The organism is Pseudoalteromonas sp. XMcav2-N, from assembly GCF_024124545.1.
Taxonomy (GTDB): Bacteria; Pseudomonadota; Gammaproteobacteria; order Enterobacterales; family Alteromonadaceae; genus Pseudoalteromonas.
Map to the genome: position 1 here is coordinate 130,560 of NZ_JAMXSF010000002.1, position 15,168 is coordinate 145,727.

Below are 15,168 nucleotides of genomic sequence, written 5' to 3' on the forward strand. Positions count from 1 at the left end.
GTTAAACAGGCATGGCTTTGCTACGGGCAGTAGTGTCACAGCTACGTCCAGCATTCTAAAAGGGAGTATTATACCAATTTCACTTAATACCTGTTCAATTTGAAGGAGCAAATATGGCGCTAACTGTGTTAAAAATTTCTCATTTAGAGCCTTTACCTAAGGTATAAGTTCGCAAATTTTTGCCTCGCCTATATGGATGTAGGTGCCTCAGCAATAGCAGGACGCGGGAGCGGTGTTACCGACCCTATTTTCTCGCCTCAAAATAGAACACTTAATTAAGCAAATTGGTATTAAGTCTTTTCCTCCAGCGGCGCTGCGCCTTCCTGAAAGCGCAAAAAATCATCAATGTCTTTAATGGACGCAGAGGGCGAAAGCAACCGCAAAGGCACCTCATATTCAGAATGTAAGAAAAACTTAAACCCTTCATATTCGTACGTCTGACTAAACAACTCAGCCAAAGTGCCAGTCTTATTCAACGGGAAAGCCTGCCCCGATGGCCATTGATGCGCAAGGATATCAGCCACACAACGAAACTGTTTGTAGTCATTCCAGTTGTGATCTTGCATTTTCAACATCTTTACGACCTTACGTACCACAGGTGCTATCAAACTCAAAGCACTGGTGAGGCCAAAGAAAAAGAACTTATGCCAGGTTGGTACCTGCATCAGACCGACCCGGCGGATCATCGCCTTGGCCGCCTCAGGATCTTTCCCTGGTCCGCTTAATCTAAATTGCGCGGCGACTAAGCTGCCATGATAAAAGTTGAAGATCAGCCTGGGGTCTGGCAACAAGTGATACCATTTGGGCTCTACGCCCAGCGTCCGGGCCAGTTCACCGGTAAATCGGTAGTAGCGCACATTTTCAGAACGGTCTGGTTCCAGACAAAACTGCTCCCGACATTCCTGCTGATATTCCTCAATGCGCCGCTGCAGAGTGTGCGAATCAGCCAGCTCTGTTTTACCCGCCAAAACACGGGCATATAAACGTGCCTGTAACTCGGCAATGGTCGGAACGCCCCCGACATCCGGACGGGCAAATCCAATCCAGACCAGGCTGTCTCTTAATGTCGGGTGGATCATGTGCAAAAAGTTAGAGCGGATATTCTTCGCCGCATCTTGTGCTGCGCTGTGGTGGATCATGTCAAACTGCGTCTCATAGCCGGTCGACATCATCACATCGGTACATTCAATAAATTGGCCATCGTGAAGATAAACACCATTCTCAGCAAAACGCTTTACAGAAAACAAATGCAGCTGGGTTTGCCCGGTTTCCAGATCCTGCAACCAAATATCATTCTTATTACTGAATTCGCCGTGCAGGCCGTATTTAACCAGAAACTTCCACATCCAAAATGCGCTTAAAGGTCGTTGACGCTTCTGCTCATTTACCTTCAAGCCTTTATTCATAATGCGTTTCTTCAGCGTGGCCTCAAAAAGCGAATGGTTGACCAAAAACGAGTAATGCGCAGCTCGTGTGGTTCTGGAGTCTCCGGTATCACCCAGAATAACCCGGGCAATAATGCTCTTGGGGCGCTTAACCACCAGATGAGTCTCTTGCGCAACTTGCGCAATTTGGTGCACCACGTCAGAGCCAGACTCTCCCAGCCCCAGGCAGACCACCTTTTTACCCTTAAATTTTGACGCTTCTTTGAAATCAAAACTATGGTGTATGGTCCCCTTAAACTGCTCCATGTTGGGAACAGACGGCAGTAATGGGTTGCGAAATTTGCCACTGCACACCGCCACAGAATCAAACAACTCTTCTTTACGTTCACCGTTTTTAAAATAAGTCACCCGCCATTTTTGTGTGCCAACTGGCTCAACAGACTCAATGACAGTGTTAAAGCGGATGAACTTTCTCAGTCTGAAATGCTCGGTAAAATCTTGCAGATACTCGATATATTCACTGGCAGTCCAGTATTTGCGATTCTTCTCTCTTGGCGGAAACGAGGAAAACGCCATAAAAAAGTTAGAAACCGTCAGGTGGATGTCGTTATAGATCCCGCCTTCGTTTTCTTTGTTATAAAAGGCCCCACCAATGTCATCACTGCGCTCAAAACACACCACAGTGTGACTTTGATCTATCAGCTCTTTGGTGGTTACCAGGCCAGATAACCCTGCGCCAATAACCGCAACGCGCTTCATCGGGTGGCTTGGCGCCTGCATAGCTTGTGAATTCATCACATCATCTCCCACTCGGTTAGATTGGGTAAATTATCGAATCAGGTAACACTTCTGCGTCTATAATGCAAAGCCGCTTTGAAAATTGCAGCGTACCGTCTGGTGCGATACTCAGGCTGTCCTGACTTTCGCTGGTAAGCAACAAAGTGGAAGGCTCTCCCTGTCGGGATTCAGTGACCATAAAGCTGCTCACCACGTCTAGTGCATGTTCACTTTGGTGCGTGATCTCTATGCTGCCCGCAAACCTACGTTGCAATCGATCACGAAACCAGACCGCCTTTTGCAGGCCCAGCGCTCTGTCTATCAACATTTTTTTGCCTTCACAAAACACGTTGTATACCAGCATCCCCTCTTCAAAGTTGGCTCGATTGGTCACTAAGTAACTGGCGTCTTCGGTAAAAAAGTCTGGCCACTGGGTCAACATTTGCTGGTCCAGTTGGGCGTGATAGCGCCGGTAAAATTCGCGAACAGAGCGCTCCAGCAACAGGGTTTTCAACATTTCTTCCATGCTCACAGCTCCATCACCTGACGATAATAGTTATAGAACCCACGGATCGCTGATTCCGACACCATATGATCGCAATCTGACGAGCCTTCACCATATTCAATGGCGCATTCAAACTCTGATCGCTGCTGTAAACCCACTTGACAGGAAGCCAGGATCTCATTGTCATCTATGGTGACCAGGCCCGACGCTCCCAGTAAATTGGCCTGTTTAACCCGTCGTGCCGTCAGTGCTGGGTCTTCGTCTTCATACGCAAAGAAAGTCCAGGTTTTTACACATTTATCCTGACTAACCGGTTCCACATGGCGCATGACCAAACAATTTAGCTGCTGCAGAAAAATCAGGTTTGGCCAGATAGTCATGACAGCGCCAGTCGCATGAGAAAACTCGGCCTCATGGGCTATCAAACTCGGATCAAGTAATGAAAACTCCGAATCAACTTCTTCTGAGTGAGTCTGCTGCTTGCTAAATGTGGCCGTAGAAGCCAGCACACTGTGCATGCCTTTGTCCTCAACCACGATCTCCGTTTCCTGATCTGACCGCCAGATCCCAAACAAGGTGAAAAATGAGTGCAAAATAGCCGCATGCACGGTGTCTTTCACATTCTCAATTTGCAGCTTCCAGTTCCCGGCAACAACGTGCTTGTGCTTGCCAATCACCTTTAAGGGACGGCCATCACAGACACGGTCAAAGTAACGCAGTATCTTAGGGCCCAGATAGGTCTCAAGCGGCACCATGTCGTTACTAAAGCTGGCAAACACCACACCGTGGCGCTCACATACATTTAGCTGTTTCAAACCATGATTTTGCGGATCAAACTGCGCCGACATTCCCCCTTTTCCCTTCACCCCCTGACTCAAAGGCACGCCCACCAGGCGGCCCTCCAGATTAAAACGCCATTCGTGATACGGACAGGTAAACAGCTTGTTGTTGCCTTTTCGTTTCTCACATAACCGCGCGCCTCGATGAGTACAGCGATTCACAAAAACGCGAATAGCCCCTTTGCGGTCTCTCGACACAATCACACCGACATTGCCTACCGAGCTCAGAATATAATCGCCCGGCTCTGGCACCTCACAGCTTAATGCCACATAGTTCCAGGAATCGGCGAAGAATATGGCGTCCAGCTCACGCTGAAAGTTATCCTTGTCGGCATAAATGTGCTGGGGAAGCCTGCGCACACCCGCATCAGGCCATCCTTGGAACTCACTCATGATTCAAGCTCAGCTGCCGGTTGCTTAGTTGCTTGCTCTGCGTTGCTGTTTGACTGTCGCTCTGAACCATACACCACTAAGTCAGCGATTCGGCTCATCACCGACATCAGCATGGACCAACCCTGCTCCTGAATTTCAAGCAAACCTTCTGCCTCACTCAGACTGGGTGTCTGACGACGCACAAAGTCATAGCCCATTTTGACGTGTTCGTGGTCGCCATCGTCATGCTCATGGAAATGGCGAGAATGCTGTGTTTCTGACATCACAGGCGCTACATGCTTGTAGAATACAGTGGCTGAGGCTTCAACCACCAGGTGGATCAGAACCAACTTTTGCATGTCAGACAAGCGGTTTAAAATACTGCAGAACCAGCTACTGGTCGCTTCAAGGACCGGATCAAAAATACGCGTGCTCGAATCCCGGCTGGAAGCTAAGTCCATATTGTGACCGAACTCTTCAATTAAGTGGTCCCAGGCCAGATCTAAATGTGCCCCCTCGGCACTGGTCAGATATCGGTTAAACACCATTTTCTGGAAGTGATTTGACCACACCTGAAAACAATCCAGGAAACGATTTCTTGTCTCACTGTCGTTTAGCAGCCCTTTATTTACCAACGCAAACAAGCGATGTTTATCGAAACGATCTTTAAAGATTTCGTTCTTCTGGAACAGTTTGTCGACTATGGTATCGGCGTGCTTCAATTCATAGTTTTCGTCTTCATGGAACGTCGCCCAGGGATCGGCTATGTCTTCATATAATCCACGGGAATCGAATTGTAATGACAGGCCCCAGAAACCCGCGGGCTCTGCGCCGATAAAACCATGGGGGCGGCCAGGTGGAACCAGCAGTGCATCCCCCGCGCCCATTTCTGTTTCTACATCGCCAAGCGTAGACGCGCCGCCTTCACAAATTAAGATCATCGATTCCACAGGATGGATATGCTCATCCAGCTGCTCACCAGCTTCCAGTCTGACCCAGGCCATCGAAATACGATTATCCTTTGGCAAAAACTCTGTTAGCCCTTCATGTTTGGTGAAGTCTTTAACGTGGCCTAACCAGTGCTCAACACCGTTAACCTCGATAGTGCGAATAGACGGAATATCATCGCGCTTCACCAGTGAAACTAATTTACTCTCAGACATGCTCATTCCTTAGGTATCTTATTTTTCTACAACTTGTAGCGATTTCAAAAATTTAATAATGCTCTTTTGCTCAGAAAGCGGTAATAGCGAGAAGTGGTCACGGCTTTGGCGTGCCTCCCCACCGTGGTACAGGATGGCCTCAGTAATGGTCGTGATATCACCCCGGTGACCATAAGGCGCTGAACTGCCTACATCCCATAGCTTTCTGGTAATAAAGAACTCACTGCCGGGACGACCATCCTGTGACGGGCGAGCCTGATCGAGTGTCTCATTACAGAAAAAGCGAATGGCATCTTCACGCTCAACCGGATCACACAAATTGTGGCGTTTCAGGTCGGTATAGGCCCAAACTGTGGCACTGCCATCAGGGTTTTTCTTTAAGCGAGGCTTTGGGCCTTGCTTGGTCATATCCCAGCGCACTGAACGACTGGTATCACGGAAAGTATGAGACGCATTAAGCGGGCTGGGCTCAGAGAACACCGGCGTATCCAGCTTAAGTGCCGGTACGTGGCAGCTGTTGCAGCCAATCTCGTTAAACTTACGCTTGCCAAGACGCACAGCTTTGCGCTCAGCACGGGCTCGCGGCATCACCTGAACCGGCACAGGTAAGCTGGCCTGATACACCGATAGTGCCGTGATGTCACCGACCGATAACTCTCTTTCCACACCATCTTCATCGTGATCTTTATCGAATCCTTTGCCCGGGTTTAAATCAAAACGCTCTTCTGCCTGCATGCCGTGGTGATGGTTCATTGCATCAACGGTAAAGTGACGCAAAGTGGCAATGTTGCCCGACTGGTTAAATGGGCGGACCATCAGATCGGTGTTAATGCCTTCACTTTCCACCACCAATCCGCCTTCCTTGCGGATATCAAAGGACACTCCTTTTGAGATTAAGGTGTGTTCCCCGTCAGGCAGGGCTTCGGCCTGGGCACGCAGATCATAGGTCATTTCACGGGCTACCATTTCAATGGCACCCGCACCATGCATGCCCGGAGTGTTTCTTTCGTTACTAAACTGATTAGAAACGGACTCAGTAACCGGGTCTAAACGCTGTGCCAGAATAAAAGCGTTGACCACAAACTCGCCTGATCCACCTATGGCTGGCTGAGAGTGACACCCGGCACAGGAATTCGTTTCGGGTGATGAGGTACGAATAAAAGCGGGCTGATCCGGCGCGCGTTTCACGCCACCGCCAGTCGTAGCCGGCCGCCCTTGACCATCACATTTATTAAATTTGGCAACGAAAAGATCGCGACCCATTTTATGGATCTGCTTTAAAGTCGCCTTTCCATTTGCAATATCATCATGTTCAATATGCTTCTTAATTGCCCCCTCCTCTGGATAATCAGCCGGACAAGCAGCTTGCACTGATGCACTTACTACACCAGACAAAACCAATGGAACGGCCATCAACAGGTGATGGTCAATTAGTGTATTTACTCTATTTTTTATGCGTATGTAGCTGTTCATGGCCCCTCCAATTACATACAATGCAGGTTTATTTTTCTGGTAATGTGCGATAACCGGGCAGCTGCTCGAAACGTGAAGCCCAGTCAAGTACGCGTGGAAAATCGCTCAGACTTGGCTCAAGTTTGATAACCAAAGCGACGTAACTGTATAGCGCAATATCCGCAAGGGTGGCGTGTGAGCCTGCCAGCCATGCCTGCTGCTCCAACTGTTTACTCATAAGAGAAAACAATTTGATAGTCATTTGCATAGCTTGGTCTTCATTGCCTGGTTTACCCAGTACTCGGATCCCTCTTAACGCGACAGGGCCGGTGCACAGCTCGCCCGCAGAGAATGCAAACCAGCGCTGGATCTCAACCTGAGTTGACAGATCATCTGGATACCAGATTCGCTGTTGGTCGTATTGTTGAGCAAGGTAAAACAAGATAGCGTGGGAGTCGGTGACCGTTTTGTCTCCATCGACCAACACAGGTATCTTGCCGGCTGGGTTAAGACGTAAAAATGAGTCAGACAAATGTGCCTTGGTTTTTAAGTCAACGGTCAATGTCTCTATGTTTAACCCTAACATTGATGCAAGAGTGAGAACCTTGTGACTGTGCCCTGACATCGGGTGATAGTACAGCTGAATATTACTCATGATAGCAACCTAATGCTCCCTATATTGGTGACATGCGGAGCATTAGACATTAAAATTTTCATAGAATAAACATACAAAACGAAAACACTGATCACACAAAACGAAAACAAAAGGACCTAACTTGTGGACACTATAGAAGGCTTTAGAGCAGTTATCGCGGTCGCTGAAACCGGCTCATTTACGGCAGCAGCCTTACGACTGGGTATTTCGAAGTCCGTTGTCAGTAAATACGTCAATGCGGTTGAAAATCAACATGCAACCAAGATATTTAACCGCTCAACCAGAAAGGTTTCTATGACTCGGGCTGGACGACATTTTTATCATGGTATCGTCCACGTATTGAACGAATATACCTCACTGGTGGATCAGGTCAGTGAGGAAAGCACTAAATGTACAGGTCTGCTCAGGATCACTACCTCGGTGACATTCGGAGAACAAGTTCTAGCGCCCAAGTTACCTAAGTTTATGTCTTTATATCCTGATATCCAGCTGGATTTAGAACTGAATAACCGCAAAGTCGATTTAGTCGAAGAGAGTTTCGATCTGGCTATCAGGGTAGGCTCCACTGAAGTTCAGGACTTTGTAGCAACACAAATATGCCAGTTTCCGATGGTGTTATGCGCAACACCTGAGTATATAAAACAACACGGTCAACCTGAGTGCGTCAGAGATCTCAATGCGCATGTCTGGCTCATTGACAAGAAAATGCCAATTAACGACTGGGTAGATGACAAAGATACCGATCAATGGGATGCATTGTTTACGTCAGCCCCGATTTCAGTCAACAGCCCCAATATTCTGAAGACACTGGTCAAATCCGGCGCCGGGATTGCATTGATCCCTAAGTTTCTGGTCGAAGAAGAGCTAGCTGAAGGTACGCTTATTCAGCTAATGAAAGACGCCATTAAACAACCATTAAGTGTCCATGTTATTTACCCAGAGAATAAGTATATTCCAGAAAAATCGCGCGTTTTTATCAACTTTTTGAAACAGCAATATGGCGACAATCCAGTCGATCCGCTGACACAAGGGAGCAGGTTGCTCAACGCTTTGATATAATCACCCAACATACATTCTCATGACTCAGTGTACAAAGTACTCGAAGGTTGATAACGGCTCTGCTGAACATATCATCACGCACCTGTTCCGGTATCAAAGCTGTGCTTGCAATGCTGGCTTATCATATCGATGAAACACCGGATCTTGGCAGGAACATACCCTCCGGGTCGATACAAAGCATGGATTGGAAACCCTTCCAACTGATAGTCAGGTAACAGTGCCACCAGCTCACCTGTATTCAGCGCTTCTTCAAAGGCCCAACGCGGCCCAAGGTGTACCCCTTTACCAGCCAAAACCAGCTGTCGAACTGCAGACACGCTGTTAACTGTAAAGCCCCCTGACACTTTGACTCGTGATGTTGTTTCACCTTTTTTTATACTTACCTGACTGTTGGCCTGAGCGCGCGAATAGAATATAAACTGGCACCGACTCAGCCCGGATGGATCCGTTACCCCATCAATCTGTTCCAGATAACCCGGGCTGGCAACCAGTACACGCTCAGCAGTGCCCAACCCTCTGCAGATCAACCCTGAATCCGGCAGCATGCCAACACGTACTGCTACATCAATGCCATTGGCAGTCAGATCTTCAAAATGACTGCCCAGTAACAACTCGACTTTAAGGTCAGCATATGCGGCCCGCATCTTGTTCAGTACAGGTACAATAAACTGAGTACCAAAATCAACTGGCGCAGCGACCGTCAGGGTTCCACTGGGTTGATCCTGCAGACCTCGCAGACGACTTTCCAACACAGCCTGTTGCTCAGCAATGTGTTTTAGCCCTTGAAAATATACGATCCCGGCCTCGGTTGCCTGGGATCGCACCGTAGAGCGATTGATCAGTTTAACACCCAGATGGCGCTCCAGCGCAGCCACTTTGCGGCTCACTGATGAAGGGTCCGTATTCAATTGCTCAGCTGCGCCTTTGAGGCTACCCGCCTCAATCACTTTCAAAAAAGTGAGTTCATTTGTGTTCATCACTTTTTGCGATATATGCAATTAATAAATGAAAATTTATGGCATACCTGAAATAAACGCAAGCGGCTAAGCTTACTTTCGTCAATTAACCCACACAGGAGAGCGTATTATGTCTACTTCAAACACCCTTGTTGATTTGACCAGTAAGGTCGCGATTGTTACTGGTTCTGCCCGAAACATGGGACGTGCTTTTGCTATTTCACTGGCAAAGCGTGGCGCCAATGTTGTCGTACACTATCACAGTGATGCGTCGCTTAACGATGCTGAGCAAACCGCCGCCGAGATTGCTCAGATTGGCAGACGAGTACTATTAGTTCAGGGCGATCTGAGTCAGGAAAGTCAGGTTCAGGCCCTGTACCAACAGACTCTGGAAGCCTTTGGCCGCGTTGATATTGTCATAAACAACGCCGGAAAAGTCCTGAAAAAAGCCATTGCAGATATTTCTGAACAAGAGTATGACCAACTCTTCGCGATTAATACCAAGGCACCATTTCTAATGATGAAGCATGCTGCTACGCATGTTCAGGATCAGGGTCGAATCATTAATATGGGCACGTCATTATTGGGCGCATTTACAGGCCTTTACGGCGCCTATGCCGGTGCCAAAGCCCCACTTGAAGACTTTACCCGTGCACTTGCTAAGGAAATTGGCGGTCGGGGGATCACTGTCAATGTGGTCGCACCAGGCCGATAGATACCGCATTTTTCCACGGCGAAGAAAATGCTCAGTCCGTTGTCTATCTCAGTGCAGCCAGCGTGCTTAATCGTCTTGGTAACATAGATGACGTCGTACCTATGATTGACTTTTTGGTCAGTGAGGAGGCGCGTTGGATCACGGGTCAGACTTTATTCGTTAATGGCGGCTTTGTTACCCGTTAAAAACGATATGACCAACTCAGGCGCCAGTTTCGTGGCGCCTGAATATACTTAACAGGAGACACACCCCGCGCGTTACCATGATAATAGGTTTCGTCGAACAGATTCTCGATATGCAGGCCTATACGACTGTTACCGCTTGTGTAAGTCAGATTGACATTGAACGTTGTCCAGGCGGGTATGGTGACTATCTCAGTGCCACTTTGCTGAAAGCGATTGGCTTCGGTCAGTACTTTATCCCAATGATCGATAAACGCAGAGATCTGCCAGTGTTGATCCAAAGTGTAACCCAAACCCAGTTTAACCTTGTGCTCTGGTACATTCAGCACCACAGATTGCCCTGCAGCCTGAGTTTTATCCGGTGAGACATAACGTATGGCCAGCTGCCCATGCCAGCGCTGAGCCTGCCAACGCAGCTGATTTTCCCAGCCAGACACTCTGTGCTCTCCGGCCACTATGGTGCGCCAAATTTGGGTATTAGGGTCCTGTACTTTTTGATAAAAGTTCTTTGCCTGCATACTATACAGGGCTGAGATATTGGCAAACTCCACCCCATGCCAACTGAATTTACTGCTCCAGTTAAGCTCATACATCTGCATACTTTGCGATTCGATCTTGTCATCAACCACCAGATCGAACTCAAAAATCGTCGGCGGACGAAATGCTTTGCCATAGGTCAGTTTGAGTGCCTGATCGGGGTTTGGCTGATAGACCATGCTGACGCGGGGCAACCAGCTCGCATTAGTATAATCCTGACGGTGGTACCTGAGTCCGGCATTGACTTTGAGTGTTCGCTCACCAAAGCGCCACGACCTTGAATACTGGCCAAACACAGCGTGCTTATCCGAACGTTCTTTGTCTGTCGGCCAGGAGTCAGGCGTGACCAGTTTAATTCCTTCAGCGGTTCGCCGATATTTAACTTTGCGACCAATTTTAGTGCGCCAGCCATCATACCCCAGGATCCAGTCCTGGCCGGAACCGGCCTGGTAGGTCCATTGGGTATTGAGTCGTATTCTGTCCGAAGGCCCTATGTCTTCACGTTCTGTGTATAATGCCAGTTCTTCATAACGCGTCGCCTGATCAGAGTTATCCACACTGAGGCGATATTTTTCTTTATACTCACGAAAATAGCTCAGTTCAACATTGCCCGACCAATTTGCGCCAGACTGTAGATTCTTGCCCACGTAGTAACTACTGTACCCCCGATACGCATCATCTCCGGTAATATAATCAAACGCGACCGCTTCTATTCCACTGACATTGGTGGTGCGCGTGAGGTTATTGCCAAGATAAAACCAGGGAGTCGTCAGGCGGCTGTCCAGCGTAATATTTTTCTCTTGATTGCGAAAATCATTGGGGTTGTGGTTTCTTAATGCATCTTTGCCGTTGCGACTGAACGCTTCATCATCGACCAAAAATTCACGTATTTCATGATAATCCTGATCACTTTCAAAATAGCTGGCCGACACCGCCAGTTCAACCTCACCTTGCCGATAATGAAACAGACCATGACCATGGCGCGTTCCTGCGTCACCAACCAGTAATGACACTTGGTTCACACCACTGTCCAGGCGAGTGATCACATTGATCACCCCTTGCGTTGCATTACCACCATACAGCGTAGAATTTGGCCCTTGTAATATCTCTACCCGTTCAATTCTGGCGCTCGGGAAGTTATTCATAATGAAGGCTTCATTGGCCAACAGGTTTTGCACTTCTCGGCCATCTATCAGCATCAGGGTACCCGACATATTCCCGGTAAACCCCCGCTGACCTCCTGGTAACCAGGACCACTGATAGAAATAATCCATGTTGGGAACGGAGGCGAGGATCTCTTTCAAATCGCGCCAACCATAACGCTCAATATCTGAGCGATTAATCACATACACGGTGCCGGATGAAGCCAGCCAGGATTCGCTCTTACGTGCTGCGACGGTCACATCCTGATCGAGTAGCTCCTCAAATGACATTGCAAAAAGCGCATCTCCTTCTTCTGCCTGTGCCAAGGTCATTGAAGTGTGCGATATCACGCAGATAAATAAAAAGGTTACTAATCGGGCCATATACTGCTTACTTAGCTAGAGATCTCAGGCAAGTATAGCTAAGCATTTTGACTTTTGAGTGAATCATGACGAGCGCAGCCAGTTTCTGTCATCGAGGCGCTAAATCAAATATCGGCGATTGAACTGAGATTTTAACTTGTAAACTTATGGGCAGAACGAGTAAGTGATAGCAAGTTTATAGTTCAGCACATCAAGTCATAACACTGGCTTGATGTGCTTGATGAAGGTGATACAAGTGTTACAGCTGGTCTTTAAGATACTCAATAGCTGCAGACAACTGATTGTCTTCGTTAGCGACAATAGAATCTATGGTCCGTGGGACATAGATATCGGGCTGAACACCACGCCCGATCAATACGGAACCATCCCCATTATCTATACGTAAACCTGTGTAGCTGAAATAGGATCCGCCATCCATGTACGAACCAAAATAACTCGCAACCATACGGTCGCCATTGATGCCAGCAGTAGGCACCCCTAGCACAGGTATGCCTGCATTTTTTACAAAAGTGAGCGCATGTTCAGTTTGACTCACACTGTATCGGGATGAAAGGGCGACTACAGGCATATTCAGAGGCTGCTCTGAAACATCAATCGTTTGGGTGAACATTTCCTTGTATGTCGCTCGCAAAGAGGGGCCTTTTCGGTATCTTATATGGAGTTTGTCGTGCTCCACAGGCTGTGTCAAAAACCATGACAACCCTTCGCGCCACCCTATTGGATCATTAGGATATTGTCGTAGATCGATGACCACTCCTCGTGCTGTTAATAACTCGGACTTCACTTGCTCTGCATTTTGCTCCGTCAGATTATATAAATTGAGCTTCCACAGTCCTTCCTCTAACTCTCTGATGGGCTCTGGATCATAAGGTACAAGTTCATGGTACTGGGCAAACTTGAATTCTTCAAAGGCAATCGGCTTTGCTGTGATATCAATCACGTCACCATCTTGTTTTTTAAATGAAGCCTTAACTGCGTCTTCTGTAGTAGCATACTTTGAAAACTCTGTGGCATCTGCTTCACTCACATGATCACTACGCATAAGCCAGCTTGCTCTTTGCTCTATCACCTCTTCAAAGGGAACGTCATTGACAGACAACAATTCATCACCAATCTCGATCACCCCGCTAAGTGATTCATCAATGCCCACAACAATTGTTTTCCCTTCAATTCGACGTAACTCGTAAGGGTACCTGCCAACATTATAGGAGCGATATGAAAGGGGGTACCCTAAAGAAACGTGGTTATCCTGCAGTTTTTTGAACTCACGGTTGATGGCAATCTTACGCTCGGCATTGACGTCTTCTGTACATGCTTTAAGTAAGGGGGTTAGACTGCGACGCCAATTGACATCAACTTGTTCGAAATAAGGCCAGAAATGGTGAATTTCCCCCCACATACCTGACATAGTAGACATACATACAGGCAAGCTGGCGAAGTCTGTACCAATATCCCACTGGCGATAATCGTCAACCCGCATACCCTGTTCACTTGCGTGCTGAGAAAGGTAAAGTGGCAAATACACAGTGCGCCAGCCATACCGGACCCGTGAAAAAACACGATCAGGTATAAGTGGATCCATCTTCATTTCGGCAAGCTCACCAGCCAAAAGCGACCGGGTGTGTGAGTGTTGTGTTCTGGCGGCTGTTTGCTCCCACGTAACAACCTGTTCACCATCACTCAGGGTGGGCAACTCCTGCTTGCGATCGGTAATAAACGGGGCGATCTCACGCAGCCTTCGCAAGCCAACCTCCTGTCTTTGGTATGACCTTGCCTGACTCATTTCTACAATCGTTTCTGCAATGAACTTGTCCCAGTTTGTATCGGCAACCGCCTGACTGGGATAGAAAAATTTAACTTTATGTGCAAATTTGACAAATTGTTTTATATCTCTGAGTAATTGCCTGTCTACATTCATAGCTGGCGGGGGCAGCAGCTTAATTGCATCTGCCGGAGGGGATGTATTTTGCGCAAGTGCATTAGGTGCAAAGCAAAGCGTAGAGGTGATCAACGAGGCAACTGTTAGATTCTTATTTATTATCATTTTTTAATCTCCTTTTAGTCAGTCGCATTTCAACCTAGCAACAAATCTAGATGCATTCAACGGCAGAAAATGACCCTCAAGAAGGCGGCTGTAACAAGTGAAAACAAGATCATGCAACTTGTCTGAATAGTGCGCAAAAGTGTTTAGTCCTGAGATAGCACTCCCTAACACATAATCCTGTATCGACTGAAAGCGCCACCAAATCGACCACAACGCCCGAAGCAATGCTCACAAAGCGCACACAGGAAAAATAGTTTTATTGAATTTACCAACACAAAAAAACCAATACATATTATAAAGTTAAGTTAAATTTTCTTTTTCAAAAGATAGCATTCACAAAATGTCAACCTTGAATTCTCTCTCTGTTCACCTTAAAATTTATTTTTATTGAACGGTCAATTAATAAAAATATGCCTAAAGTCGGAATGGAACCTGTGCGTCGCCAACAACTGATTGAGGCGACCTTACAGTCAGTGGCGGAGCTTGGATTACAAGCCACCACGATCAATAGCATCAGTAAGAAAGCCGGGATGTCGTCGGGGATCATCAGCCACTATTTTGGTGGTAAGCAGGGTCTCATCGAAGCCACAGTACGCTACTTGCTGAGCAGCCTTCAACGCAGCTTACTGCAAAGAACAACCAGGGGGTGCACACCAGAGCAGCGTCTGATGTTTATTGTGGAAGCCAACTTTGCTGTGGTGCAGCAACAGCGCGACACCACCCGTACTTGGTTGAGCTTTTGGGCGCATTCCATGCATGATGCAGAATTACATCGCTTACAACGCGTCAATGCACGCCGACTTTACAGCAATTTATTGTACTCGTTTAAACAGTTAATGGCCCCTGGCGAAGCGCGTGAAGCCGCAGAGCTGAGTGCCGCTATGATCGACGGCCTGTGGCTCAGAGCCGTTCTCAATAAAGCCGATGATGCGCAGTTTGACAGCGCGCAGGATCTGGCCAAACGCTATATCCAGTCCCTCATCCAACAATTTGGAGTCTAA

General features: G+C 47.6%; 11 protein-coding genes and 1 pseudogene. 3 read left to right on the forward strand and 9 right to left on the reverse strand.

Annotated elements, in window-relative coordinates; translation table 11 throughout:
- Window positions 1-290 precede the first annotated feature (290 nt).
- From NH568_RS03460 to NH568_RS03485, 6 genes are read right to left on the reverse strand one after another with little or no spacing between them, the layout of a single operon-like run.
- The gene (locus NH568_RS03460) at window positions 291-2,180 is read right to left on the reverse strand and encodes an NAD(P)-binding domain-containing protein (protein WP_253044929.1); all 1,890 of its coding nucleotides are present in this window, start codon (window positions 2,178-2,180) and stop codon (window positions 291-293) included.
- 19 nt (window positions 2,181-2,199) lie between these two features.
- Entirely contained in the window at window positions 2,200-2,688 is a 489-nt protein-coding gene (locus NH568_RS03465; protein ID WP_253044596.1) for an aromatic-ring-hydroxylating dioxygenase subunit beta, read from the reverse strand.
- 2 nt (window positions 2,689-2,690) lie between these two features.
- Window positions 2,691-3,899: an SRPBCC family protein gene (locus NH568_RS03470; RefSeq protein ID WP_253044597.1), complete on the reverse strand. Its 1,209-nt coding sequence runs from the start codon at window positions 3,897-3,899 to the stop codon at window positions 2,691-2,693.
- Window positions 3,896-5,041, reverse strand: a complete 1,146-nt coding sequence (locus tag NH568_RS03475; RefSeq protein WP_138543147.1) for a cupin domain-containing protein — start codon at window positions 5,039-5,041, stop codon at window positions 3,896-3,898. Before NH568_RS03475 ends, NH568_RS03470 begins: the two co-directional genes overlap by 4 nt.
- Before the next feature lie 18 nt (window positions 5,042-5,059).
- Window positions 5,060-6,514 (reverse strand): di-heme oxidoredictase family protein, encoded by a 1,455-nt coding sequence (locus tag NH568_RS03480; protein WP_253044598.1) that lies wholly within the window; start codon window positions 6,512-6,514, stop codon window positions 5,060-5,062.
- A gap of 28 nt (window positions 6,515-6,542) precedes the next feature.
- Entirely contained in the window at window positions 6,543-7,148 is a 606-nt protein-coding gene (locus NH568_RS03485) for a glutathione S-transferase family protein (protein WP_253044599.1), read from the reverse strand.
- A 123-nt stretch (window positions 7,149-7,271) separates the two neighbouring features.
- On the opposite strand from NH568_RS03485, the gene NH568_RS03490 reads away from it, so the two are divergent.
- Window positions 7,272-8,207, forward strand: coding sequence for a LysR family transcriptional regulator (locus NH568_RS03490; RefSeq protein ID WP_253044600.1), 936 nt, complete (start codon window positions 7,272-7,274; stop codon window positions 8,205-8,207).
- Window positions 8,208-8,281: 74 nt separating this feature from the next.
- Here NH568_RS03490 and NH568_RS03495 read toward each other — a convergent pair whose 3' ends face one another.
- Entirely contained in the window at window positions 8,282-9,184 is a 903-nt protein-coding gene (locus tag NH568_RS03495) for a LysR family transcriptional regulator (RefSeq protein WP_253044601.1), read from the reverse strand.
- 178 nt (window positions 9,185-9,362) lie between these two features.
- Here NH568_RS03495 and NH568_RS03500 point away from each other — a divergent pair.
- Window positions 9,363-10,063 (forward strand): annotated as a pseudogene (locus NH568_RS03500) (SDR family oxidoreductase).
- Here NH568_RS03500 and NH568_RS03505 read toward each other — a convergent pair.
- The gene (locus tag NH568_RS03505; protein ID WP_253044602.1) at window positions 10,060-12,123 is read right to left on the reverse strand and encodes a TonB-dependent receptor; all 2,064 of its coding nucleotides are present in this window, start codon (window positions 12,121-12,123) and stop codon (window positions 10,060-10,062) included. The pseudogene NH568_RS03500 and the gene NH568_RS03505 sit on opposite strands and share 4 nt — an antisense overlap.
- A 238-nt stretch (window positions 12,124-12,361) precedes the next feature.
- Window positions 12,362-14,167, reverse strand: coding sequence for a S41 family peptidase (locus tag NH568_RS03510; protein WP_253044603.1), 1,806 nt, complete (start codon window positions 14,165-14,167; stop codon window positions 12,362-12,364).
- Between the two features lie 410 nt (window positions 14,168-14,577).
- Here NH568_RS03510 and betI point away from each other — a divergent pair, with 410 nt between their 5' ends.
- Window positions 14,578-15,168 carry a transcriptional regulator BetI gene (gene betI / locus NH568_RS03515; RefSeq protein ID WP_253044604.1) on the forward strand — a complete coding sequence of 197 codons (591 nt, stop codon included), beginning with the start codon at window positions 14,578-14,580 and terminating at the stop codon, window positions 15,166-15,168.